Annotated in this window: 27 protein-coding genes; 3 read left to right on the forward strand and 24 right to left on the reverse strand. The window is 66.9% G+C overall.

Annotated elements, in window-relative coordinates:
* Positions 1–190: 190 nt before the first annotated feature.
* Complete coding sequence (locus ACWFRF_RS05065; RefSeq protein ID WP_452448987.1) at positions 191–571, reverse strand: winged helix-turn-helix transcriptional regulator; 381 nt, start codon at positions 569–571, stop codon at positions 191–193.
* Positions 572–663: 92 nt separating this feature from the next.
* Here ACWFRF_RS05065 and ACWFRF_RS05070 point away from each other — a divergent pair, with 92 nt between their 5' ends.
* Positions 664–1,527 carry an enoyl-CoA hydratase/isomerase family protein gene (locus ACWFRF_RS05070; protein ID WP_379312674.1) on the forward strand — a complete coding sequence of 288 codons (864 nt, stop codon included), beginning with the start codon at positions 664–666 and terminating at the stop codon, positions 1,525–1,527.
* Between the two features lie 305 nt (positions 1,528–1,832).
* Here the strand turns inward: ACWFRF_RS05070 and ACWFRF_RS05075 are convergent, their stop codons facing one another.
* The gene (locus tag ACWFRF_RS05075) at positions 1,833–2,141 is read right to left on the reverse strand and encodes a hypothetical protein (RefSeq protein WP_379312676.1); all 309 of its coding nucleotides are present in this window, start codon (positions 2,139–2,141) and stop codon (positions 1,833–1,835) included.
* A 25-nt stretch (positions 2,142–2,166) separates the two neighbouring features.
* On the opposite strand from ACWFRF_RS05075, the gene ACWFRF_RS05080 reads away from it, so the two are divergent.
* Entirely contained in the window at positions 2,167–2,442 is a 276-nt protein-coding gene (locus ACWFRF_RS05080; protein ID WP_379312691.1) for an acyl-CoA-like ligand-binding transcription factor, read from the forward strand.
* 150 nt (positions 2,443–2,592) lie between these two features.
* Here ACWFRF_RS05080 and ACWFRF_RS05085 read toward each other — a convergent pair whose 3' ends face one another.
* Together ACWFRF_RS05085 and ACWFRF_RS05090 are read right to left on the reverse strand one after the other, a co-directional pair.
* Positions 2,593–3,030 (reverse strand): DUF6086 family protein, encoded by a 438-nt coding sequence (locus ACWFRF_RS05085; RefSeq protein ID WP_379312677.1) that lies wholly within the window; start codon positions 3,028–3,030, stop codon positions 2,593–2,595.
* 1,224 nt (positions 3,031–4,254) lie between these two features.
* Positions 4,255–4,470, reverse strand: a complete 216-nt coding sequence (locus tag ACWFRF_RS05090; protein WP_379312678.1) for a hypothetical protein — start codon at positions 4,468–4,470, stop codon at positions 4,255–4,257.
* A 269-nt stretch (positions 4,471–4,739) separates the two neighbouring features.
* Between ACWFRF_RS05090 and ACWFRF_RS05095 the strand changes: the two genes are divergently transcribed.
* Positions 4,740–5,156, forward strand: coding sequence for a hypothetical protein (locus ACWFRF_RS05095; RefSeq protein ID WP_378759450.1), 417 nt, complete (start codon positions 4,740–4,742; stop codon positions 5,154–5,156).
* A 260-nt stretch (positions 5,157–5,416) separates the two neighbouring features.
* On the opposite strand, the gene ACWFRF_RS05100 is transcribed toward ACWFRF_RS05095, so the two are convergent.
* From ACWFRF_RS05100 to ACWFRF_RS05195, 20 genes are all read right to left on the reverse strand, one after another.
* Positions 5,417–6,073, reverse strand: coding sequence for a nitroreductase family protein (locus ACWFRF_RS05100; RefSeq protein WP_452448988.1), 657 nt, complete (start codon positions 6,071–6,073; stop codon positions 5,417–5,419).
* A gap of 489 nt (positions 6,074–6,562) precedes the next feature.
* Complete coding sequence (locus ACWFRF_RS05105) at positions 6,563–7,153, reverse strand: DUF1877 family protein (protein WP_379312682.1); 591 nt, start codon at positions 7,151–7,153, stop codon at positions 6,563–6,565.
* A 115-nt stretch (positions 7,154–7,268) separates the two neighbouring features.
* Positions 7,269–7,502, reverse strand: a complete 234-nt coding sequence (locus ACWFRF_RS05110; RefSeq protein WP_379312683.1) for a hypothetical protein — start codon at positions 7,500–7,502, stop codon at positions 7,269–7,271.
* Positions 7,503–7,783: 281 nt separating this feature from the next.
* On the reverse strand, positions 7,784–9,940 hold the full coding sequence (locus ACWFRF_RS05115; RefSeq protein ID WP_379312684.1) for an elongation factor G-like protein EF-G2: 2,157 nt from the start codon (positions 9,938–9,940) through the stop codon (positions 7,784–7,786).
* A 522-nt stretch (positions 9,941–10,462) separates the two neighbouring features.
* A complete protein-coding gene (locus ACWFRF_RS05120; protein ID WP_379312685.1) occupies positions 10,463–10,822 on the reverse strand; it encodes a DoxX family protein in 360 nt (119 codons plus the stop codon).
* Between the two features lie 148 nt (positions 10,823–10,970).
* Complete coding sequence (locus ACWFRF_RS05125) at positions 10,971–11,603, reverse strand: HAD family acid phosphatase (protein ID WP_379312687.1); 633 nt, start codon at positions 11,601–11,603, stop codon at positions 10,971–10,973.
* A 196-nt stretch (positions 11,604–11,799) separates the two neighbouring features.
* The gene (locus tag ACWFRF_RS05130; protein WP_378627985.1) at positions 11,800–12,117 is read right to left on the reverse strand and encodes a GYD domain-containing protein; all 318 of its coding nucleotides are present in this window, start codon (positions 12,115–12,117) and stop codon (positions 11,800–11,802) included.
* 241 nt (positions 12,118–12,358) lie between these two features.
* Positions 12,359–13,081: a DUF6390 family protein gene (locus ACWFRF_RS05135; protein ID WP_452448989.1), complete on the reverse strand. Its 723-nt coding sequence runs from the start codon at positions 13,079–13,081 to the stop codon at positions 12,359–12,361.
* A 29-nt stretch (positions 13,082–13,110) separates the two neighbouring features.
* Positions 13,111–14,184: a hydrogenase expression/formation protein HypE gene (gene hypE / locus ACWFRF_RS05140; protein WP_452448990.1), complete on the reverse strand. Its 1,074-nt coding sequence runs from the start codon at positions 14,182–14,184 to the stop codon at positions 13,111–13,113.
* A complete protein-coding gene (hypD, locus tag ACWFRF_RS05145; RefSeq protein ID WP_378987289.1) occupies positions 14,177–15,289 on the reverse strand; it encodes a hydrogenase formation protein HypD in 1,113 nt (370 codons plus the stop codon). Before hypD ends, hypE begins: the two co-directional genes overlap by 8 nt.
* Complete coding sequence (locus ACWFRF_RS05150) at positions 15,286–15,630, reverse strand: HypC/HybG/HupF family hydrogenase formation chaperone (protein ID WP_378987292.1); 345 nt, start codon at positions 15,628–15,630, stop codon at positions 15,286–15,288. The genes hypD and ACWFRF_RS05150 overlap by 4 nt, the downstream gene beginning before the upstream one ends.
* Positions 15,631–15,647: 17 nt before the next feature.
* Positions 15,648–17,996: a carbamoyltransferase HypF gene (gene hypF, locus ACWFRF_RS05155; protein WP_452448991.1), complete on the reverse strand. Its 2,349-nt coding sequence runs from the start codon at positions 17,994–17,996 to the stop codon at positions 15,648–15,650.
* A complete protein-coding gene (locus ACWFRF_RS05160) occupies positions 17,993–18,235 on the reverse strand; it encodes a HypC/HybG/HupF family hydrogenase formation chaperone (RefSeq protein WP_378627973.1) in 243 nt (80 codons plus the stop codon). The genes hypF and ACWFRF_RS05160 overlap by 4 nt, the downstream gene beginning before the upstream one ends.
* Positions 18,236–18,238: 3 nt before the next feature.
* Positions 18,239–18,760 (reverse strand): hydrogenase maturation protease, encoded by a 522-nt coding sequence (locus tag ACWFRF_RS05165; RefSeq protein WP_452448992.1) that lies wholly within the window; start codon positions 18,758–18,760, stop codon positions 18,239–18,241.
* 1 nt (position 18,761) lies between these two features.
* Complete coding sequence (locus ACWFRF_RS05170) at positions 18,762–18,881, reverse strand: DUF6893 family small protein (protein ID WP_378627967.1); 120 nt, start codon at positions 18,879–18,881, stop codon at positions 18,762–18,764.
* Between the two features lie 15 nt (positions 18,882–18,896).
* On the reverse strand, positions 18,897–20,219 hold the full coding sequence (locus ACWFRF_RS05175; RefSeq protein ID WP_452449151.1) for a hypothetical protein: 1,323 nt from the start codon (positions 20,217–20,219) through the stop codon (positions 18,897–18,899).
* 8 nt (positions 20,220–20,227) lie between these two features.
* Positions 20,228–20,875, reverse strand: a complete 648-nt coding sequence (locus tag ACWFRF_RS05180) for a DUF6084 family protein (RefSeq protein WP_452448993.1) — start codon at positions 20,873–20,875, stop codon at positions 20,228–20,230.
* A complete protein-coding gene (locus ACWFRF_RS05185) occupies positions 20,875–21,507 on the reverse strand; it encodes a DUF5947 family protein (protein ID WP_378987313.1) in 633 nt (210 codons plus the stop codon). The genes ACWFRF_RS05180 and ACWFRF_RS05185 overlap by 1 nt, the downstream gene beginning before the upstream one ends.
* On the reverse strand, positions 21,504–22,433 hold the full coding sequence (locus ACWFRF_RS05190) for a NifU family protein (RefSeq protein ID WP_452448994.1): 930 nt from the start codon (positions 22,431–22,433) through the stop codon (positions 21,504–21,506). The genes ACWFRF_RS05185 and ACWFRF_RS05190 overlap by 4 nt, the downstream gene beginning before the upstream one ends.
* A 5-nt stretch (positions 22,434–22,438) precedes the next feature.
* The gene (locus ACWFRF_RS05195) at positions 22,439–24,235 is read right to left on the reverse strand and encodes a nickel-dependent hydrogenase large subunit (protein ID WP_379314902.1); all 1,797 of its coding nucleotides are present in this window, start codon (positions 24,233–24,235) and stop codon (positions 22,439–22,441) included.
* Positions 24,236–24,241: the final 6 nt, after the last annotated feature.

A 24,241-nucleotide genomic window follows, 5' to 3' on the forward strand; every position in this document is an offset into this window, starting at 1 on the left:
GTGCTCGTGGGCCTGAGACCAGGCCCACGGTCGCCGGACCAGGTATGTGTTCAGCAGCCGCTGCATACCCTTCGGCTGAGCCTGTCAGTCGCAACTTTGCCGTCCGGTGATGTTCGACCACATCGGCACTGCCGCGCGGTGACCAAAACGTAGCGCGCACCAGGTCTTTCGAATTTCGGATGGGTTCTTATCACAGGTTCTGCGCGGGTTCCCCTCGGTCGTAATCGATTTGGCGCGCTTGGATTTCGTCGGCATTGGCCACCGTCCAGGCGTACAGCCGGTCGAACGGTTCCCGGAGGGATTCGCCGAGCGGGGTGCGCGAGTACTCGACCCCGACCGGGGACGTCGCCAGCACGCGGCGAACGATCATCCCGTTGCGTTCCAGCCGCCGCAGCGTCTGAGTCAGGACCCGCTGGGTCACACCGTCGAGGCGGCGCTTGATCTCGTTGAACCGACGGGGCTCGTCAAGGATCGCCATTACCATCATCGACCACTTGTCGGCGATCTGATCGAGGATCGGGCGGCTCGGGCAGTCGGATCGGAAGACGACCCCGGGGTCGGAGCTGGTCAAATCGGTATCCTCCGTAATCCTTACGATGCTGAAAGTGCGTTATTGACGCCGGTCTCCCGTCGCCGCAGGGTAAGTATGCATCAGGAACCTAGATGCCTATCGGGTACGAATTGGAGATCTCCATGAACCATGACACCTACACGACCCTGCGAGTGCGCCGTGCGGCAGGCATCGCCTACGTCACGCTCGACAACCCGCCGGTCAACGTGCTGAACGTAGCCCTGATGAGCGACCTGCGGAACCTGCTGGCCGCAGTCCGGGACGACGATTCGATTCGGGTGATCGTGTTCGACAGCGCCGACCCGGAGTTCTTCATCGCGCACGTCGACATGTCGCTGGTCGACACACCCAACGCTTTCGCGGAAATCGCGGCCGATTTGCCTGACGGCGTCAACGTCTTCCAAGCCCTCGGTGAATTGCTCCGGCACCAACCCCAGGTGACCATTGTCAAACTCGCCGGGATCGCGCGCGGCGGCGGAGCGGAATTCGTTGCGGCCGCCGATATGTCGTTCGCGGCGATCGGTCGCGCAGGGATCGGTCAGATCGAAGCGCTCATGGGCATCGTCCCTGGTGGTGGTGGCACCCAGTATCTGGCCGCCCGAGTCGGGCGGCACCGCGCGCTGGAGGCGGTGCTGGGTGCCGAGCTGTTCGACGCCGAGAACGCACAGAGCTACGGCTGGGTCAACCGGGCTGTTCCCGCCGATGAGCTCGACGACCTCGTCGACCGCCTCGCCCGCAACATCGCGGCCCTGCCCGAGGGGGTGATCGCGGCGGCCAAGCGTGCCGTCGCCCCCGAGGACCTCGGCGAGGGCCTGCTGCGCGAGCACCTCGCCTGGGCGGGCACGTTCGCTCGTCCCGCGGCCGAGCGATTGATCCGCGGCGGAATGGCGAACGGCGCCCAGACCCGCGCGGGCGAGCGCGACCTGGAGGGTCTGCTCCGGGGTCTGGCCGGATAGGACCCGGCCGACGCGACCGCGACGGAATGGGTGAGTAATGCGGTTCGGGTTCGTGTGGTCGGTGACGGCGACTCGGCGGGGGGAATCAGGGGGCGATTAGTCCTGGCGTGCAACCGCTCCGGTGTCAGGACGTCATCGGAAGGAACGTCCGCTCACGCCGCGGTGAAGGCGACAGTGGTCGGGCCGAGCGTTGCCGGTGGGGAACAACCGTCCGTGCGATGCTGCCGATGTGGAGATCTGGAGCACGACGGCAATCTGTCGCCGCGATCGCGGCGGAGGGATTGCCTGGCCAGGAGGCAAGGCGGTCACAGGACGAGCGTGAGCTTGCCGCCGGACCGACGGGACTGGCTGAGCTTGGCAGTCTCGTGGATCTGGTCGAGAGTGTAGGTGCGGGCGACCGATACGGCCAGGACGCCTTCGCCGGCCAGCCGGGCGAACTCGTCGAGCAGGTCGTAGCGCATCTCGATGTGGGTTACCCGGGCACCCAGCTCGGCCGCGGCAGCGAAGTCAGAGACGGTGAGGACGCGGCCCACCTCGTCACCCGGGTCGAGACGGCGGCCCCGGACCTCATGCCGTTCGAGGCGCTGCTGACTGCGCTGGGGACCGCCGACCAACGTCTTTCGCTCCCGCGAGTTCCTGCTGCGCCGCGTCGGGGTGATCGCCGCCAACCCGGCACTGGCCGAACGCGACCTGATCAAGCTCGCCGACATCGCCAACGCACTGACGCGAGCACTCGAACGCCGCGGCATCGATTCCGGTGAAGCAAGCTTCATCTCCAACATTGCGATCGCGATCTCCCGACGCGCCACGTCCCGCTGGCTGGCCGACCCGGACGCGACCTTCTCCGAACTCATCGCCCGGACCGCCGCCGAGCTGCGCGAGGCGGTTACGCCGCGAGCCCCGACGGTCCGCTGAGCACGAACGGCTGGGCTCCCCCATCGGCGATCAAGCCCAGTCGGACGGCGCAGCTCGGGCCGGACGTGTGCGCTGCTAAACGCCCCCTCATGCCGCTTATCGCACGGTCACGAACGTCCGCTTCTGCCGACTACCGTGCGGCCAGACGCGCTAGCTGCCCATGAAGCTGTCGAGCTGACGTGCACGCTCAAGAACAGTGACGCTCCATTCGAACCCGCCGCCTTGGCTGGCCAGTGGGCTCGAAGGTACCTGCACGTCATGCATTCCACCCGTTCCACAGGCGCCCAGAGCATCCCAAGACGTGGTGATGCCGGCCCGCTCGGATATGACCAACAATGTGGCGAGAAAGCCGTCAGACAGCGCCTGCACAACAGCGTGGTCGGTACGGCCACGCCAGGCTAGGACGGTCGCCAAAAACACCTCCAGTACAACAGGAGTGACCTCACACACGTCCGATTCCATCGGGCCGATCCCCGAGGGAACACCGAGTTCCTCCTCGAAGAATCCCACATGGTTCAAGAACAGCCGCGAAACGCCGTTCGAGGGATTCCACAGTGTGGTCCCGTCCATCTCGTAGTACTGACTCATCCGACCGCCCGCCTGTCACTGAGCAACTCATGGGCTGCCCAAGCCGAAGCCGCAGCGCGAGGATCTCCAGAACTTGAGCGGTGATGTAGGTACCGAGGATCGACACACTCGGCGAACCAAAACCACCCGAAATGCGGCACCGCCAACAACGGATACCGCGATCGCGCGACATCATCGACCGACATAACGATCCCCACCTCGAACCACCCCCACCCACAACCTACCCGGCAACCGTGCCCATCACGCGCGCCGAGATCCGGGTACCCGGCTTCGAATTCGAATTCGGTCGAGAACCTGGCCGGCCCTCGTCGAAAGACAGGTCGCTTCGAGGCCGAATCGGTGCAGCGATCTTGTTCGTGCAGTTCGCCGGTTGCGGTTCCCACCGTCCACCTCGCGTTCTTCCCACTACTCAGCCAGGATCGGGTTCGAACTCGCCTACGCGGGGCCCCGCGGCATCGCCGTCGGTGCCGTGGCTGAACGCCCACGCAGAACGGCTGACTGCTGGGAAGGAATGTCTATCGGTGGCCAGATCAACCACCGACACCCCGGCCTGGGCATTCGGCCTGCCGGTCGCTATCCGTCCGGCTCGCACAACACGACGTCGAAACCACCCCACCCGTGTCGAGCTCGGGGCAGTCGGAGGCGAGCCCGTTGCGCGAGCCTATGACGCAACGGGCTCGACACTCAGAGCTTCCGCAGGTCGACCACTGTGGATAGCGAATGATCCCCCTCCGGACACGCAAAGAAGGCCTCGATCATCCGATCGGGGCCTTCTTCGTCTGCAAGATGTACCAGCGAGAGGCCGCGCGGATCTCAGTTCTGCGAGACACCCCAACCTGCTGCCCGTCGACAACGACCGGACCGCCGCCGGCGAGTCCCCCGCTTCTCGTTGCCGATGCACTGCCCGCAACCGCACAGATCTTCGTCGCCACCCCGCGCGAGGCATCCCGACCTCACACCAGCAGGTTCGAACTGATGGCGAACAGCAGCGTTGCAGTACAGCACATTGGTGGACAACAGCCCTGACCCGAACAGAAGTGTTGCCCTATCAGACTCACAGGATTTGAATCTGCGGCAACCTGGCGCGGGTTCCAATTGTCCAGAACATACCCATCAGTGCCCAATAGTACTCAGCACCAGGCTTTTTCACGAAACGACCGTTCTCAAGAATTCCCATGGATTCGCGTTGATTCCGGTCAAAAAGTGCGGGGTTTCTGTGGGGCGCTATCCGAGCCCGCACCCATGGCGTGGCATGGACTCGTCGATGTTCAGGCGTGCGCTGGAGCCGCCCAGATCGGTCTTCACCCAGCCCGGCGCTACGAGCAGCAACGTGCGCGGGTCGTCGCCGTGCCGCGCGGCGAAGCTGAGCATCAGCTGCGAGGGGCTCGAGCTGAACGGGCTCTTCGCGGTACTTGTGCTGCGGCGGTTCGCCGACCGCACCCTGCCGGTACCACCCCGAATCGCGGAGCCGCGGTGAGGCTTTCGGCGACCGGCCTTACGGTCGCCAGCGGTGACATCTCGACGATCGCGCCCCGGCAGCTGCGTCGCCCGCTCGGATCGGGGTATTCCACGGAGTGAAGGGCGGTGACGCCGGCTCGCTGTGCACCGTGGCATCACGATCGTCGGTCCGCTCATCGGCTCGACTCGCACGCGGCCGGCGGGCGGGCGGCACCACACGTATACCGGTGTAACCGGATTCGGAGACTGTCATGATTGTTTTCCTCGGCCTGGTCCTGCTCATCGCCGCGGTGGTGATCGGCACGGCGGGCGTGCTGAGCAACAGCGGACCCGCCCACACGCTCAGCGACGACTTCAGCCTGCTCGGCTACCACATCACCGCAACGTCGGGCACGTTGTTCCTGTGGGCAGTCGTGCTCGGAGCCCTCGGCATGCTCGGCCTGGTCCTGCTCACCGCCGGCGCGCACCGTTCGTCGCAGCGCCTGCGTCAGACCAAGGCCGATCTTCGGCTCGCCCGTCGCACCGGCACGAGCGGGCGGACCTTCCGTCCTTCGGCCGAACCGAAGGAGAAGGGGACCGTGCTCGCGAAGACACCGCGTAGTGCGAGCGCACGCCGCACCTGGCGACATCCCTTCGGTGACCGCTCCGCCGACGCCGTGACGCACTGACCCGACCACAGCACGGCGTCGCAGAGGTCGAGGGGGCGTGGACCGATCGAGCCTACGGGTTCCGAGCCTGGCTCGGGCCCCGCCACCGAAGTCAACAGCGTCGAGGTCAACGCCGCCGAACAGTGTCCAGAACAGCGGACCGAGACCGCAAGAGTGAACGTGTTGCGCAGTCCAGAAAGACAGACCTATCTACCCGCCGCTGCCGAGTAGAGCTTCTCGACCGTCGGCGTAGACGAAGCTGCGGGCGAATCGACTCAGCACTACCATTTGTTGACGTGCAGTACCGTGTCGAGCGGGGCGCGTTTGGCGAGCTTGAAGTCGGTGCCCTTCGTGTAGGCAACAGGCAAGAGCACGCCCTGCCGAATACTCGGGGGAACTCCCAGCGCCTCAGCGACCTCTCGTTCGTACTCCAGATGCAGTGAGGTCCACGCAGACCCGAGGCCGCGCTCACGCAGTGCGAGCGCGAAGCTCCAGGCGGCGGGGAGCAGCGAACCCCACAGACCGGCCTGGTTCCCCTCCGGCATCTGCCCACCCGGAACGTGGATCGCACCGATCACCAGCACCGGTACCTGCTCCATCACCTCCGCCAGATAGGTCGCACTCGAAGCCACCTTCTCCGCGGTATCGGCGTCCTTCGGCGGCTTCGCCTGCCGCACGGCCGCACCCGCCGCAGCGTAGGCGGTGTAGGACTTGCAGTAGTACTCCGCCACGATCTTCTTGGGCTCGGGATCGGTCAGCACGATCCAATGCCAGCCTTGCAGGTTACTGCCCGACGGCGCCTGGAGCGCTACCTCCAATGCGTCGGTGACCACCTCCAGCGGCACCGGCCGATCCAGGTCGAGACGTTTGCGCACCGACCGGGTCGTGGTCAGTACCTCGTCCGCGGACAGGTCGAGATGCGGGAACTCGACAGTCATACGTTCTCCCATCTTGCGCTCGGTATCAGGATCGCCCCGTCATATAGTCGACGGTGCGCATATCAAAGTATGCGAAGATCCCTTCACGGGCATCACCATCCCCCAGCACACCACGAATCCGACTGCCCATCCGGTCGCGGGCTCGGCGATCCGGCTGTTATCAGAAATGCGGCCCGAGGGGCAGAGAATGAGCGTGCCCCGCGATCCCCGCTCCCACCCTGCCAGCCCTGGCACGAAGAAATCGCTGTTCACCGATGCGATCAGCTCCGCAGGCCAGATCTTGCCCAAGCCTCGATCCGGCGCACCGCGCCTCCCGCCCGTCAAACCACGCTCAACTCGGCAAGTGCGGACGTTCCACCGATGCAGGCTTTCGAGATCATGTCGTGCTGTTGATCTTTCGTCACGACCTCAGGCCGCGCGGGTCCAGGCATCAGGAGGCATCCGGTCGTGAGTCGATCGCGGCACACATCGCTTGACCGAGCTGCTGGTTCAGTCGAGTGTTACCAGTACGCATTCGTCCAGGTCGGCGGCAAGTCGGTACAATTCGGCATACTGGGCCAGCTGATCGAGATGGTAGTCGCGATCCCACGGTCCTTTATAGACACCGGATGCTTCCATCGCTTCAGCGTCGAACAGATGTGAAGCAGTCGCCAGATTGTTCTCTACATAGTCAGCTATGGTTCGTGCAGTAGTCGGACGCACAAACCGAAGCGGATTCCCTTGCCCCGCAGTCGCACCCGAAGCGAGGGGCTCCGCCCCGAATACTGCGATCTCGGCCAACCCGACTGGATTGCGTTCTTCCTGCTTCCGGCGGTTGGGCGCAAGCAACCAGTACGCCGCGTCCCACGCCCGCGTGGAGAAAGTCCGGTTGAGAATGTCGGGCCGCTGCCTCACGATCTGACGAGCGACCGGGGCCAGCTCCGCCCAGATCGGGTCATTCCAGTACTGCGAATCGGCACCATCGCTGGTAGCCAAGCTGCTGAAAAACTGGATCGCGTTCTCGGCGGCCTCACGATCACGCATCGCGCGTTCGAGCAGCGGTTCGTAAGGAACTGCTTGGTACCGAGCATCGAGGGCCATCCCCAGACCATAGGACTCAGCTCGAGCAGGCCCTACCCGACATTACATAATCGGCATGAGCGCGCGTTCAGTGGAACGGGCCCGCGGATCGTCCGACGGGCCCGCCTGGTCGATGTCAGACGCAGTGCGCGGGCGGGGCCGGGCTCCAGCTGCCGATGCAGCCCGCCGCGATGTACGCGAGTAGATCGATTACGGCCGAGCCGGTCTGCAGGACGACCGGTTCGGCTGCGTCGGTGTGGCTGATGGTGGGCTGCGTCGGCGTTTCGGGCACGGCGATGGCGAGTCCGGTGGAGGCGGCGCCGAACGCGGCGACCGCGATGGCAAGGGCAGCAAAGCGTTTCACGAGCATGCGAGCGAGCCTAGTGTGAAACACAAGTATTTAGACATGGATCGAAACCCCCTGATTTCGGGGGGTTGCCCGTGACGCCCACATCATCGCTGATGCCGCCCGCACCATGCCGCACACGTTGCGCCAGGTCGATACCGGCGATGAAACCCCGACCGAGCTCGGTGGTTCTTCTCATCTGACCTGTGCACTCAGGGCTCCAGCGAAATCGCCCGAACTCGAAAGCATCTAGCAATCGGCGGCGCCCGTAGAGGAGACCAGCTCTGCACGATCGCCCCGGCGATTCAGGCCGACGCCTCGGCGATTTCCTTGCGTGCCCTTTCGGCGACCCCGGTCGGCATCGGCTCGTGCCGCAAATACCCGCGGGCGAACGACCCCGCCCCGTGGGTGAGCGATCGCAGGTCGATGACATACCGGCTCAGTTCGAGTTCGGGTACCTCGGCCCGGATATGGGTGAAGCCGGTATCGGCCTGCTCGGTGCCGAGAATGCGTCCGCGCCGGGTGGACAGGTCGCCGAGGACGGCGCCCAGCTGGTCGTCGGGGACCGTGACCCGCACCGCGGCAACCGGTTCGAGCAGCAGGGTCCCAGACGCGTTCGCCGCGTCACGAAGGGCGAGCGCACCCGAGGTCTGGAAGGCGGCGTCGGAGGAGTCCACCGAGTGCGCTTTCCCGTCCATCAGTGTCACTCGCACATCCACCAGCGGATATCCGGGAGTGACCCCGCGCGCGGCCTGCGCCCGTGCCCCTTTCTCCACCGACCCGATGAACTGCCGCGGCACTACCCCACCGACCACCCGGTCGACGAACTCGAATCCCGCCCCCGCAGGCAGCGGTTCCACCTGGATGCGGCACACCGCGTACTGCCCGTGCCCGCCGGACTGCTTGACCAATTTGCCGTGCCCCTCGGCTTCCGCGGCGAGCGTCTCCCGTAACGCCACCCGATACGGTTCCACTTCCACTCGCACCCCGAACCGCCCGCGCAACCGTTCCAGGGCGACGTCCCGGTGGGATTCCCCCAGACACCACAGCACCAGCTGATGGGTGTGTTCGTTGTTTTCCAGCCGCAGGGTCGGATCCTCGGCAACGAGCCGGGTCAGACCCTGCGAGAGCTTGTCCTCATCGGCCCTGCCCTGCGCCCGAACAGCCACAGGCAGTAACGGTTCCGGCAGCTGCCACGGCTCGATCAGCAGGGGTTTCCCGGTGCCGGAGAGGGTGTCGCCGGTTTCCGCGTGGCCGAGTTTGCTCACGAACGCGATATCGCCGGCGACGGCCTCGGTCAGTGTCTGCTGTTGCTTCCCCAACGGCGCGGTGACCCCGCCGACCCGGTCGTCGGCATCGTGCTCGGGTCCGCAGACGCGGACGGTGTCCTCGCTGTGCAGCGTGCCGGAAAACACCCGCACCAGCGATACCCGTCCCACGTACGGGTCCGACGAGGTCCGGATGACCTCCGCGGCGAGTTCGGCCGCCGGATCGCAGTCCAATGCGATGGGCGCGGTGCCGTCGCCGCGCGGCGCGGCCGACAGCGGGTGTTCGATCGGTGTCGGGAACCCTGCTGTGATCAGTTCCAGCAGTTCGAGCACGCCCAAGCCCTGCTCCGCTTCCTCAGCTGCCGGTGCCGCGAACAGCACTGGATGGAAGCTTCCGCGCGCCACGGCTCGTTCCAGGTCGCCGATCAGGGTGTCGACTTCGACGGGTTCGCCGTCGAGGTAGAGGTCCATGAGCGTTTCGTCTTCGCTCTCGGCGATGATCGCCTCGATCAACCGATCGCGGGCCGGGTCGATCACCGCGAGTTGTTCCGCGGAAGGTTCGGTGCGCACCCGTTTCCCGCTGCGATAGTCGGCAACACGTCGCTCGAGCAGTTCCAGCAGTCCGATCGCGGGCCGGTGCCCATCGGGAGTCTTCTGCCCGTAGACCGGCAGGTGCAGGGGAAGGATTGTGTCGCTCGCTCCCCCGGTCAGCAGTGCCTGACACGTCTGCACCAGTTCCGCGTACTCCGCCCGCGCCGTGTCCAGATGTGTCATCACGATCGCCCGCGGCATCCCCACCCGCGCGCATTCGGCCCACAGTTCCCGCGTAGGCCCCGCTACACCCTGCACTCCGTCGGCCGCCGACACCAGGAAGAGGGCCGCGTCCGCCGCCCGCAACCCGGCCCGCAGTTCGCCGACAAAATCCGGGCATCCCGGAGTATCGATCAGATTGACCTTCACCTCGCCCCACGTCACCGGGACCACCGACACCTGCACAGATCTGTGCTGTCGCCGTTCGACCTCGTCGTAGTCCGACAGTGATGTTCCGTCCTCCACGCGGCCTGCGCGGTTCACCGTCCCGGTCGCCAACGCCAGCGCCTCCACCAGCGTCGTCTTGCCCGCACCACTGCTGCCGACCAACGCCACGTTCCGGATGCTCTCCGGTCGCTGCGCCGCGTTTGTCCGGTCCACCATGTCGCTGCTCCCTCGGGTCGGGATCCGGCTCCTTCGAGCTTCCCACCGCAGGTAGGGACACGTCCACGATTTCCGGGATCGATGCTGCAGCGCTCGATTCAGCGTGTGCTGACGCAGCCCACCCAGCGGCGCTGGTCGTGGACGACACCGCGACAGCCCGCCGTGCCGACGTTGATGTCTGCGGTGTCGTGCCGGATCGCGAGCACACGGACTCGGCCGGGCACGTCGACGCCGTGGCGCCTCATTGTCGCCGCTGAAACCGTCCACACCACAATCGAAACCGGGCAGGACACCGCCTTCTACACCGGCAAGGTCGCAGTGGCTTCGTTGTTCACCACCTCCGTACTCCCCACCTCACCGCCGACTCGGCAGTGGTCTCGGGCACGGACCTGCCGATTCGCGGCTGGTGTTGCATGCGTCGCGATTCGAGGTCTGCACACGGCCGGAAAGCGACCCGCGGCCCGCCCGCGCCGTATCCGCCTGCTGCGCGTTTGGCGATCATGTCCACGTCCGGCGCGCCCGTCACTTCTGGTTGAGCTCGGCGCGCTCCGGCAGTCCGGCCGCCCACAGCGCCGCGGCGATCAGCGCGGGCTGACCGAACAAGCGGAGCAGGCGTTTGGCGTCCGTGTCGAGGCCGAACGCGGTGGTGCCCTCGACGTATTGGGCGATATTGCCCGGGAAGATGGCGATAAAGAACGCGGCAAGTGCGATCCCGGTTATTCGCCGCTTGCGTGGCAGGCCCAACAGCGCGAGGCCGAATCCGATCTCGGCCACACCGGAGCCGAGCACCGTGAGGTCGGCGTCGAGGGGGAACCAGTCGGGCACCTGCGCTTGGAAATCACTGCGCGCGAATGTCAGGTGCGAGACGCCGGCAACCGACATGACACCGCCGAGTGCAAGCCGGGTGAAGCGCTGTGAGGCGGGCTCGGACGAAGGGCTGGTGAGTGAGAACATTGGTCCTTCCGATTTGGGATCGCGCCTGACGGCCCATCGAGCGCGCCACTTGTGGCTTTACGACTACCCAGGCGGATCAGTTCAGTGCGCCGTTGTAGTCCGGGAACTTGAAGGTGCGCTCGGCATGCCCGCCGGACAGGTCCGAGGGGCTGTTGCCGAAATTGGCGACGATCGTGTAGCCCTTGCTCTCGATGTCGGCCCGGCTCGCGGTCTTGTACTCGGCCAAGCCGGAATTGCCCGCCGACAGTGTGGTCGGCGCGCTGCCGTACAGCGCGTCGACCGGGTAGCCGACCGAGGTCAGGTTCGCCTGCGAATAAGTGTTTACCAAGGCAGGCCTGCCGGTGACGAAGATGATCGCGGCGCCGTTCTGTTTCGCCCAGGTCGCCAGGCCGAGCACCGGCTGGATCGCCGGGATGATCAGGCCGGTGTTGTAGGAGGTTTCCAGCGTCGTGTTGTCGATGTCGAAGACGATCGCGGGCCGTATCGCGCCGGGCAGCCGACCGGCAAGGTAGGTCTTCGCCTCGGCCACGACGGGGGTGATCTCGCCGATCCACTGCGCGTACGGCGGCAATTCGGACTGATTGCCTGACAACGAGGACGAACCGCCGCCGGACAAAGACGACGAACCGGTGTCGGCGTCCGCGGCGGGCAATGGCGCTAGGAGCGCGGCCGCGACACCGACGACGAGCGATGCAGTAACACGTTTCATCTCTCGCACGCTAACAGCGGACTGAACCACGCAGCTTCGAAGTCTCGCGCAGTGGGACTGCTACGCGGGCGCGCCCGCTTGGTCGGCCTCGACGCGCAAAAGGCTGGTCGGCACGTCGCGCTGAGATCATGCGTCCCGCTACCACCCGGAGCATCGTGGTCGTGCTGAGCAGAACGTGATCGTCATGCGGCGGAACTTACGTCGGCGGCCGGTAGGTAACGTCCCTAGCTATCGCTTCGTCGATCTGCTCGGGGCTGAGCAGACCCACTGTGTGCGACACGGCGGCACCAGCGGCCGCAGTTCGAATCGCGAGCGCTGCGGCGGAGACATCGTCCGGGACATCACCGATGACGAACAAGTCGTCCTCGCCGAACGCGAAATAACAAGCTTCTACCCGACCACCCACGCTCTCCACCATCTCCGTGATGGCCGCGCGGCGCGCACTACCGCCCTGTGCCAATAGACCTTGTGCCCCCTCTTGGAGATAGCTGACTCGCCACAAGTACTTGGGCATACCCACCAGCCTCCTCAGCTCCAGACGATCTCGGCGACACCGACCCTACGGGTCCGCCGCCCCACAAACCGTCCAGGACGAACGCCGTCGTCGCAACGATGCGGCAACGTAACTGAGGCGATATCGGAAATCCAGAGCGCAACAGCTCTCGCCGAGGCGGACGAGGGATCCGCGGTGGATGGTCGTTCGGCTGATCCCGAGCTCGGTAGCCACCGCATGCAATTCGACCCGTCGATGCTCTCTATCGCAGAGCGGCACGCGCGGTGTCGGCCATCCGACGATTGGTCACCCGTAGTTGCCGTGCGGTGCTGGTGGCCAATGCCCGCGTCTGATCGGAATCGAGGCGGCCACACACGCGCCCCCAATGCACGGCGACTTGGTCACCGACGGCCACCTCCGTCGCGAGGTGATCGTCATCCACCTCGGCGCGCCGTAGCGCTGGACCGGACAACCGCAGCAGCGGACCGTCCGAGACCAACCGCCGACAGCGGACGGAAGCAGCCCCGCCTTCGCGAGCCACCACGGTGCCCCAGGTGATACGGCAACTGTCCAGGATGCGGATCGGGTGCTCGTCGGCGCCACGTCCCAGCAGGCGGGTCCACGGATACACGCCGAACACGTGGAATCCGTGGTTGGCGGCGGCTTCCTCGGCGAGATCGGCGTTCAGATACGACCAGTAGTGTCCGGCCATCGGCGCGATGATCGCGAGCAGTTCGGTGGTGAACGCGCCGGCGTCGAGGTCGGCGCCGATCCCGCCACCGAGCCAATAGGACTCGACGAGGCGCGCGTCGAGCGGATCGGCGATGCCGGTCAGTCTCGACATCGCCCGCAGGTAGGGCCAGGCTCCGGAGAACTGGCGGGCCAGCGCGCGGATATCGGCGGCCGAGCCGTTGTGCAGCGCCCGCGCGTCGGCGGGACCGCAGTAGCCGAGCCGGTTGGGCGCGTAGGCGTAGCGGGCGAACATCTCGGTCCCGTCGATGATCGCGCCTCCTGTCAGCAGATCCGCGGCAGTTGTTCTCCGGCAGGCAGATCCACCACCCGGGTACCGCCGAGGGCGGTGCGGGCGACCACCATGCCCGGATGGTCCTCGACGCACACACCGATGGCTTCGGCACGAGCACCCAGCGGATGCGCGCGCATCGCCGCGAGCACCCGGTCGGCGTCCTTGGAGGCGACGAAGGCGACCAGCTTGCCCTCGTTGGCGACATACATCGGATCGAGCCCGAGCAGCCCACACGCATCCCGGACCGCGTGCGGGACGGGCAGCTTCCGTTCGTCCAGTGCCACACCGACTTTCGCGACGCCCGCGATCTCGTTGAGCGTCGCCGCGACCCCGCCGCGGGTCGGGTCACGCAGCACGTGCACATCGGCGCCGGTGGCCAGCATCGCGGCGACCAGGCCGTTGAGCGGGGCGGTGTCGCTGCAGACGGTGGTGCCGAATTCGAGGCCCTCACGGCAGCTCATCACGGCGACGCCGTGCACCCCGATATCACCGCTGACGATCACGACGTCACCGGGACGGGCGCGCTGCGGGCGGATGTCGACGCCGGCGTCGATGATGCCGATGCCCGCGGTGTTGATGAAGATGCCGTCGCCGTGGCCGGAGTCGACGACCTTGGTGTCGCCGGTGACCAGCTTGACCCCGGCCGCGAGCGCGGCAGTACCGACAGCCTCGGCGACCCTGGCGATCTCGGCGAGTGCGGTGCCTTCTTCGAGGATGAACGCCGTGGACAGCACCATCGGCCGCGCGCCTGCCATGGACAGATCGTTGACGGTGCCGTTGACGGCCAGGTCCCCGATCGACCCGCCGGGGAAAGCGAGCGGTTTGACGACGAAGGAGTCGGTCGAGAACGCCAACCGCACGCCGTCGAGGGTGAGCACCGCCGAATCACCCATGCCGGCTTCGGCGGCGGAGCCGAACGCGGGCAGGAACAGGTGCTCGATCAGCTCGCCCGACATCGCTCCCCCGCCACCGTGGCCCATCACGATGGTCGGTGAGTCGCGCAGCGGCATCGGGCACACCCAGCTGTCCATGTCGAGGCCGGTCGCCGCGTTGTCCTCACGCATGAGCCACCTCCGCGGGCAGGTCGAGGCGTCGGTACAGGTAGTAGGCCGCGCAGGCACCTTCGGAGGAGACCATCGTGGCTCCCAAGGGGTTTCGTGGGGTGCACTGTTTGCCGAAAGCGGCGCATTCGTGCGGCTTGATCAGTCCCTGGAGGACCTCGCCGGAGCGGCAGATCGAGGACTCGGCGGTGTGCAGGTCGGTGACCGCGAACCGGTGCTCGGCGTCGTAGGCGCGGTAGCGTTCCGAGAGCCGCCAGCCGCTGTCGGGGATCACGCCGATGCCGCGCCAAGCGCGGTCGGTGACTTCGAAGACGTCGGTGAGCATCGTCTTCGCGGCCGGGTTGCCTTCGGCGCGGACCGCTCGGGGATAGGCGTTCTCGAGCTGGTGTCTGCCGTCCTCGAGCTGGGTCACGGTGCGCCGGATACCTTCCAGGATGTCGAGGGGCTCGAAGCCGGTGACCACCATCGGCACTCCGTATTTGTCGGCCAGCGGCGGGTACTCCTCGGTGCCCATGACACTGCAGACATGTCCGGCGGCCAGGAAGCCCTGGACCCGGCACTTCGGCGATTCCATGATCGCGGCGATGGCGGGCGGAACGAGCACGTGCGAGACCAACAGCGAGAAGTTCTCGATGCCCAGCCGTTTGGCCTGATAGACGGTCATCGCGTTGGCCGGTGCGGTGGTTTCGAAGCCGATGCCGAAGAACACCACCTGCCGATCGGGGTTCTGCCTGGCGATGGTGAGCGCGTCCAGTGGCGAGTACACCACTCGCACATCGCCGCCTTCGCTCTTGACCCGGAACAGATCGCGTTCGCTTCCCGGCACCCGGAGCATGTCGCCGAAGGAGCAGAAGATCACCCCGGGCTGCGCGGCGATCTCGAGCGCCTTGTCGATCACCTCGAGCGGGGTGACGCACACGGGGCAGCCGGGGCCGTGGATCATCTCGATCTCGTCGGGCAGCAGTTGGTCGATGCCGTGGCGGATGATCGAATGAGTCTGTCCACCGCAGACTTCCATGATGGCCCACCGCTGGGAGGTGGCCCCGCGGATCTGATCGAGCAACTTCTTCGCCAGGTCGGGATCACTGAATTCGTCGAGATACTTCATGACGTCACCTCCGTGTCGTCGCCGGCGCCGGAGTCGGTCGCTGCCGGTTCTGCCGTGGGATCGGGGAGCCCGGATTGTCTGGCGGCGAGGGCGAACCCGTCGCCGAACTCCTCGTTGAGCACACCGAGGTGCTCGAATTCGGCCAGTGTGCGCAATGCCGATTCCTCGTCGAGGCGCTGGATGGCGAAACCGACATGGACCACTACGTAGTCGCCGATCGCCGCGTCCGGAATGTACTCCAGGCACACGTCTTTGTGCACGCCGCCGAAGTCGACGACCGACATCATGGTGCCGTCGCGTTCGTGCAGGCTGAGCACCTTTCCCGGGACTGCCAGGCACATCGCTGCTCTCCTTTCGCTCAACCCGCACCGGCGGCGAGTAGTTGTCCGAACGCGAGACCACCGTCGTTGGGCGGCAGTCGGCGATGGGTGATGACGTGGAATCCGTTGTCGCGCAGCGCGGTGCGTGCTGCCGAGAGCAGCAACGCGTTCTGGAACACCCCACCTGAGAGCGCGACGGTCGTCGGGTGGGGTGCGAAATCCAGAGCCAGGTCCAGGACCAGCGCCGCCACGGCGTGATGGAAGCGCGCGGCGATCACGGCGGCCGGGACGCCGTGAACGGCGTCGGTGACCACTGCCGCCACGACCGGGGCCGGGTCGATCACCGCCGGGTCCGCGGTGTGATCGAGGCCGAACCGGTAGGTGCGCGAGCCGGGATCCGCGGCGCGCGCGAGGGCCTCCAGTTCGATCGCGGCCTGGGCTTCGTAGTCGACGGTGTGGCGAACCCCGGCCAGCGAGGATACGGCGTCGAAGAGCCGTCCCATGCTCGACGTCGGGGTACACCCGAAGCCGGAGCCGAATTGGTGTGCCAGCACCGCGCGTTCGTCGGCGGGACAGGCGGCGACCGAGGCGATCGTGTCCGACCAGTCCAGTCCGGCCGACCACAGGTGCGCCAGCGCCATCCGGTAGGGCCGGTGCACACTGACGTCCCCACCCGCGAGCGGCACGTATTTCAGGTGTGCGAGCCGTCGGTAGCCCTTGTAGCCGGCGGCCAGGACTTCACCACCCCAGATGGCGCCGTCGGGTCCGAATCCGGTGCCGTCGAACGCGATCCCGGTGACCGTGTCCGAGGCGCCGAGTCCGTGTTCGCCCATGACCGCGGCGATGTGCGCGTGGTGGTGCTGGACGGTGTGGACCGGACGGCCTTCGGCGTGGGTGCGCGCCCAGGTGGTGGAGCGGTAGCGCGGGTGCGCGTCGGTGACGAGCTGGGTGGGCGCTACCCCGGTCAGTTCGGCGAGATGCTCGGCGGCGAAGCCGAAGGCACGCAGGGTGGCCAGGTCGTCCATGTCGCCGATGTGCTGGCTGAGCCAGGCGTAGCGGCCCTCGCCGACCGCGCAGGTGTTCTTGAGGTCCGCGCCGACGGCCAGCGTCGGCGGCACCGGGACCGGCAGGGTCAGCGGGAGCGGCGCATACCCGCGGGAGCGGCGCAGCGGCAGCTCGACACCGTCGACCACGCGCACGACCGAATCGTCACAGGGCGTCAGGATGCGGCGGTCGTGCGACAGCCAGCCGTCAGCGAGGGCGGCCAGGCGGGTGCGGGCGTCCTCGTCGTCGAAACAGATCGGTTCGCCACCGAGATTGCCGGAGGTCATCACGAGCACCCGCGGGACGGGCCGGTCGCCCGACAAGCCGAACAGCAGCAGGTGCAGCGGTGTATAGGCGAGCAGGACGCCCAGGTCGGGGTTGCGGGGCGCGACCGAAGGGGCCAGTTCGATGGTGTCGCGATCGAGCATGTCGTGCGAGTCGGCATCGGATGCCGCTTCGGCGGGGATGCGGACGGGGGCCCTGCGGGCGAGCAGGACGATCGGGCGTTGGGGGCCCGTGAGCAGTAACGCGGCGGTGTCGTCGACCTCCGCGATCGTGCGCGCGGTGCCGAGGTCGGGAACCATGACGGCGAAAGGCTTGTCGCCTCGCCGCTTTCGGCCCCGCAAGGTGGCCACGGCGCGCTCGTTCGTGGCATCGCAGGCGAGGTGGTAACCGCCGATGCCTTTGACCGCGAGAATCCCGCCCTCGCGCAACAGGTTTCGCGCCGAGTCCAGCGGCCCCTCGGCCGATGAGCCGGAAGGACCGAGGTAGGACAGACGCGGGCCGCAGTCCGGGCACGCGATGGGCTGGGCGTGGAAGCGGCGGTCGGCGGGGTCGGTGTATTCGGCGGCGCAGTGGGCACACATCGGAAAGTCGGCCATCGACGTGCGGGACCGGTCGTAGGGCAGTTCGGCGATGATGGTGAATCGGGGTCCGCAGTTGGTGCAGTTGATGAAGGGGTGGCGATAGCGCCGGTCGGTGGGATCGGCCAGTTCGGTGGCGCAGTCCGCGCAGATCGCGACATCGGGTGAAGCCAGGGTGCGGCCGCCACCGTCGCGGGTGGTGTCGGCGATACGGAATCCGGTGCCGCCGCGCAACGCGACGATGCTCTGGTCGACCGATTCGACGACGGCCAACGGCGGTGGGCGCTCGCGCAGGCGTCGCGCGAACTCGTCCAGATCGGCGGGGGCGCCTTCGATCTCGATGATCACCCCGGCGCTGTCGTTGGCCACCGACCCGGACAGGGACAGTTCCGCGGCGGTCGTGTAGACGAAGGGCCGGAAGCCGACGCCCTGCACCACCCCGCGAACCACGAGGCGCCGACGTTGCCGGTCGGCGGTCATGACTGTTCGCCTCGTCCGAGCAGATTCAGCCCGGCCAGTGCGGTGGCGGCGCCGGCCTGGTCGGTCTTCTCGACCGCCAGACCCATGTGGATGATCACCCAGTCCCCGGGATGCACCGGATCCTCTTCCAGCAGACCGATGTTCACCTTGCGGTTCTCGCCGGAGACCGTGACCAGGGCGAGTTGCCCGTGGTATCCGTCGAGGATCTCCACGACCTGTCCGGGGATACCGAGGCACATGGTTCACCCCTCCGATCGGTTCGACGGCGCGACGGGCCCGTTCGAGTCGGCGACCATCGCGGTCGGATCGGCGACCAATCGCGCCAGAACCGCTGCGACCGCCTCGACGGCAGGATCGACCGCGGCACCTACCGGGCCGGACAGGCCGATGCCTTCCTCTACCGAGTCGACCTGGCAGCCGACGACGACGGTCGGTGGCAGGGTTCCGCCCAGCGCGCGAACGCTCGCGAACACGGCGTCGGGGTTCATGGCGTGCGCGTCGAGCTGCGCCGCGCCCGCTGGGCCGGGTTCGGCGTGGAAGACCGCGAGAGTACCGGGTGCGCCGCGGTCGGGGACGGCGTCGACGAGCACCAGCGCGTCCCACGGATCGAGCAGGTCGTAGGCCAGGTGCATGCCACGGATGCCGTAGTCGACCACGCGCACGGTCTCGCCGTGCGGCGGTAGTCGCCGCACCACTTCGGGTCCGAAACCGTCGTCGCCGAGGAAGATGTTGCCGATCCCCGCCACGAGCACTCGCGCCGTCATCTCACATCCGGCGGATCTTCAGATAGCGCTGGACATCCGGTATCGAACGCACGCCGAGCACTGCGGCGGCCACAGCCACCACGGCGGCCAACGCCACCGCGAACATTCCTATCGTCGTCATGATCGACCTCTTCTCTCATTCTCGTGGGCTGTCGAGCGGTTCGATCTCCTCCGGGGCGAAATACAGGTACCGGCCGTACCATTCGTGCAGGTCGGCGGCGGGGTCGTCCTCGATGACCACGCCGACGTGGGATTGCCCGTCGACATCGGCGTGCACCGAGACGACCTTGGCGGTGCGCCCGTCGTAGAACAGGTCGTGGGCATCGGCGCGCCGAGACGGATGCAAGCGCACCCTTGTCCCGTTGCGGACCCGGACCGCGCCGACCATGATCGCGTCGGCATCGGGGCGAACAGCATTGTCGGCCAACGGGTCCCACCAGTCGACACCGTCGGGTACCTCAGGGATCAGCGCGGCCTGCTCGGCGTGCGGGTTCCGCAGGACACCGTGCAGCTGCTGCAATGTCTCCGGTGTCATCGCGTCGCAGCGGTCGATGATCTGCGCCGCCCGCTCGTCGGTCGCGCGGGCCTGGGCCTTCTCCTCGTCGGTCATGGTCATCACGCGCAAGGTGAGGATCTCGTCGATCTCGGTGGAGTCGAACAGCGGTCCCTCACTCTGCTCGGCGATCTCGGGGTGGTCGTAGAGAATGATGGGCGAGATCAGCACGATGCTGTGGTCACCGGGTGGCCCGGCCAGCACCGGGAAACACCGGTGCTGCGAGCATCGGGCGACGGCCGCTTCGGCGTCGGGCGGCGGTTCGAGCAGGGAAACGAACCGGGCGCCTTCGATTTCGGCGATGACGTGCGCGCCGATCAGGGAGCGGGCGATGGCGTCGTGCTGGTCGGTCGCGGGGGTGCCGGTGTTGCGGAGGGTGACACTGAGGCGCAGAAAGCGCTCGTCACGGTCCACGGTCAACTCGACTTCCCCGTCGAGGTGCGCGCGGTGTCGGACCAGTCGTCCGGCCGGTGCACCGTCGGGGCCGGGAATCGCCTCGTGGTCGGTGCCGGCCGGAATCGTCAGCCGCGCAGTCCAATCGGTCAGCGGCAGCGGACCGATCACCTGTTCGCACTCGACCGCCTCGTCCCAGCTGATCCACGATCGGCCTTCGGCGACGAGCTCGGCGACCGGTGTGTGCCCGGCATCCTCGACGGTCCGGCGCTGCAACTGCAGAAACCGTACGGTCAGCGTGACCGAGGCGGACTCCCCCGCGTCGAGCAGACATTGCGCCGACAGTTGCGGTTCCTCGCCGAGTCCGGTCGCGGCCGCCCCGGTGGGGCCGAGGACACCGAACTGCCAGCGCGACTGGTTCTTTCGCGAGTTCGCCCGGTAGGGGTACAGCAGGTAGCCCTCGTACAGCACCGCGTCGGCGACCGCGCGCGCCCTGGCCTGCGACCTGGTCAGCTCGATGCTCATGGGTCCTCCTCGGCGGTGTCGAGCAGGCGCAGTACCGCGTCGTCGAAGCCGAGCATCCCGTGGCTGGATTTGTACGCGGCGAGCGCGTCCAGAGTCTCGCGGTGCAACCGCACCCACCCTGAGTTCGGAAAGTTCGTGGCCATCAGGTCGTCCCAGACCGAGACCGGCATCGCGAACTTGTCCTCCCGGTCCCAGGGAATCTGCTGCACCGCGAAACCCGTGGCGCCCCGGATGAAGACAGTGCCGCTGAACAGGAAGATCAGCGGCACTGTTCCCTCCCGTAGGGCGTGCAGGTATTTGGCGCCGCTCACCTCGAAGTCGTAGGTGCACGGCATCGGCAGGTCCACTTGGGCACCGCCGTGGAAGCCGGGAACCATGGTGGCGCAGTGCATCCAGAGGAAGGAGCGCTGGGTGTCGCGCCAGCGTTCGCGTGGGCCGAACAGGTCGACCAGGCCCGCGCTCTCCTCGTCGGTATAGCTACGGCGGTGCGGTTCGATCCGCACCTGTGCGCGCAGGGCGATGGCATGCACCGGTTCCTCACCGAGCACCGCGATGCCGATCCGGGCCGACAGCGTCGGTGTCGCGGCGTAGGGCTCCGGCGCGATGTCGAGCACCGCGAAAGTCGTCGAGTAGGCCGGGCACATCACGCACCACCTGGTCGCGCACGCGCCGAGACCGTGGCGAAGAACTCGTCGAGATACCGGTGCACATCCTGACCGCCGTCGAATCCGCGCCACAGCATCCGCATCCGGCCGACGAATTCGTAGCAGGTGTCGATGGGCAGCAGCAGGCACGCCGCCTCGGCGGTGCCCCGCTCGGGGACCCGGATCATCAGTGCTTCGACGTCGGGGACCGCGACATCGATCTCGGGGTGCCGGTCGAGCAGGGTGCGCCACTGGTCGAGGGGCAGCTCGGATTCGGTGGCGCCCGCCGGTCCCGGATAGAACGCGACGGTGCGGCCCAGCGCCGAGTTCTCGAAGAAGAACGCCAGGCCCACCGGGATCTCGAGCGCGTCCCATTCACCGTGGCCGATGGTGAAGGTCGGGAAGCGCAGGTAGCGGTCGGGCACCGCGCGGTACCGCAGGACCGCGTTCTGGTCGGTGAACAGCAGGTAGCAGCCCCGGCACACGCACAACAGTTGGCGCCCTTCGACATTCACCACGTGCTGATGCTCTTCGGCGATGGCCTCGGCGCACATCTCACACCGCTCGCCCGCCGGGACGGCGGGTTTGCGGTCGACGGTGAGGCGGCGCAGCACTCCCAGCCCAGAACTCATCCGGCCACTCCCACGGGCACGGCCACCGAGAGCTCCCCGGCGCGTACGAGCACGGGCAGTGGTTCCAGGTGTCCTTCGCCGTCGACTCTGGCACCGGCGTGGACGGCGTCGTAGTGCGCCCGGCAGGTCGGGCAGCGCAGTACGGCGTCACCGACCGGGAAACCCATCCGACGATGCAGTGCCGCGCCGGCGAGCGAGTGGTCGCAGGCGGGGCAGTGATCGCGGTAGACGAACAGGTCATCACCGACCCGGCAGGCGAGCACGGTCTGCCCGCCGATGACGAAGCCGCCGACCTCGCCCGCACCGAGTTCCCCCAGCTCCGGAACCGCTATCCAGCTCCCGTGCTGCGACTCGACCGGATGGGCGTCGGCGTGCACCCGGGCGAACAACGAATCGGCGGAGATCAAGGCATCCGCCGATTCCGGTTGCGCGGCAGCCACTTCGATCGACGCGATTTCCGGCGCGGCGGCACGCACCGCGTCCTCCACCGCCAGTTCCAGCGTCACCGACGACGAGGGGCAGGTGCGGCAACTGCCCGACAGTTCGAGCCGGACGGCGCCGTCGGCCACGCCGAGCAGTTCCACGTCACCACCATGGGAGCCCAGGTAGGGGCGCACGCTGTCGAGAGCAGCGCGGACGCGAGTGTCGACGTCGTGCGGATGCAGGCCGTGCACCAGCAGCAGACTCGCAACCAGATCGTCGGCGACGAGCTGCTCACGAACGTCACCATCGACCAGTTCGAGCACGCGTGCCAGCCCGGCACCGTAGAGGTCGGCGACCTCACGCACCAGCTGCTCGGCGCGCTCGCGAGCGACGACGCCACCCGCCGAACTCGCGTCCAGCAGGGTCTCGATCCGGTCGCCTGCGCCGCGCCACCGGTCTGGGTCGAACGCCGCCTCGTCGTGCTCCCCCGGACGATCCGGCATCACCGTTACTCCCCGGTGAGTGTCTGGGTCGGCGAGTGGAGTTTCTCCAGCGACTTGCCGTTGCCGAGGTACATGTGCACACCACACGGCAGGCAGGGATCGAAGCTGCGCACGGTGCGCATGATGTCGATGCCCTTGAAGTGCTCGCGGTCGTTCTCCTCGAAGATCGGCTGGCCCTGCACCGCGTCCTCGTAGGGTCCCGGCGTGCCGAAACTGTCGCGGGGGTTGGCATTCCACGGCGTCGGCGGATACGGGTGGTAGTTCGCGATCTTGCCGTCCCTGATCACCATGTGATGGGACAGGACCCCGCGCACCGCCTCGGTGAACCCACAGCCGATGCTCTCGTCCGGTACCTCGAAGTGCTCCCACGTCTTGGTCCGTCCCGCCCGGATCTCCACGAGCGCCTGCTCCGCGAAGTGCAGCGCACTGGCCGCGGCGTAGGCCTGGAAGTAGGTGCGGGCGCGGTTGCGTTCGATGGTGTTGCTGCCGAACGCGGGGATCTTCCATTCGAAGCTGACCGGGCCCTTCAACGCGGTCTTGGGCAGGTTGATCTGCACACTGTGTCCGGTCGACTTCACGTAGCCGATGTCGACGAGCCCGGCCAGCGCCGTCGACCACAGCCGGGCCAGCGGGCCGCCGCCGGTGTCGAGGGCCAGATGGTCGGTGCCGTCGAACCAGCGCGGCGACATCACCCAGCTGTACTTGTCGTCCATGTCGCGCTTCTGCGGCTTGGGGTTGGTGTGCTGGTTCCAGGGGTGACGCCGGTCGACCGGATTGCCGAGCGGGTCGGTCTTCACGAACATCTCCTGGTCGTTCCAGTCGTCGTAATACGAACTGCCCAAAAGGATTCGGATGCCGAGATTGATGTCGACCAGGGACGTCGTGACCAGTTTCCCGTCGACGACCACGCCGGGGGTGACGAACATCCGCCGACCCCACTCCTCCATGTCCTTGTACTCGAAATTGCACACCTCGGGGTCCTGGAACGAGCCCCAGCAACCCAGCAGGGTGCGCCGCAATCCGACCTGTTCGTAGCCCGGCAGCGCCTCGTAGAAGAAGTCGAAGAGATCGTCGTGCATCGGCACGACCTTCTTCATGAATTCGACGTAGCGCATCAGGCGCGTCATGTAGTCGGTCATCAGCTGGATCGTCGCGACGGTTCCCACACCGCCGGGATACAGCGTCGACGGGTGCACGTGCCTGCCCTCCATCAGGCAGAACATCTCACGGGTGTAGCGGCTGACGTGCAGCGCCTCCCGGTAGAACTCGCCGGTGAACGGATTGAGCGCGCGCATGATGTCGGCGATGGTGCGATAGCCGTGTGCGTCCGAATGCGGCGCGAGCGTGGTCTCGGCCTGCGCGAGGACGCCGGGGTTGGTCTCGGCGACCATCTTCTCGCAGAAATCCACACCGACCAGATTCTCTTGAAAGATGTTGTGGTCGAACATGTATTCGGCGGCCTCACCGAGATTGACGATCCACTCGCCCAGGTGCGGCGGTTTCACCCCGTAGGCCATGTTCTGGGTGTAGCACGAGCAGGTGGCGTGATTGTCGCCGCAGATCCCGCAGATGCGGCTGGTGATGAAATGCGCGTCGCGGGGATCCTTGCCCCGCATGAAGATCGAGTAGCCGCGGAAGATGGACGAGGTGCTGTGACACTCGACCACTTCACGGTTCTCGAAATCGATCTTGGTATAGATTCCCAGGCTGCCGACGATGCGGGTGATCGGGTCCCAGGCCATTTCGACCAGGCTGTCGGGATCGATCCGCTTGTGTGACGGCTCGGGGATGATGGCAGTCATTCCAAT

The sequence above is a fragment of the Nocardia sp. NPDC055165 genome (assembly GCF_053606985.1).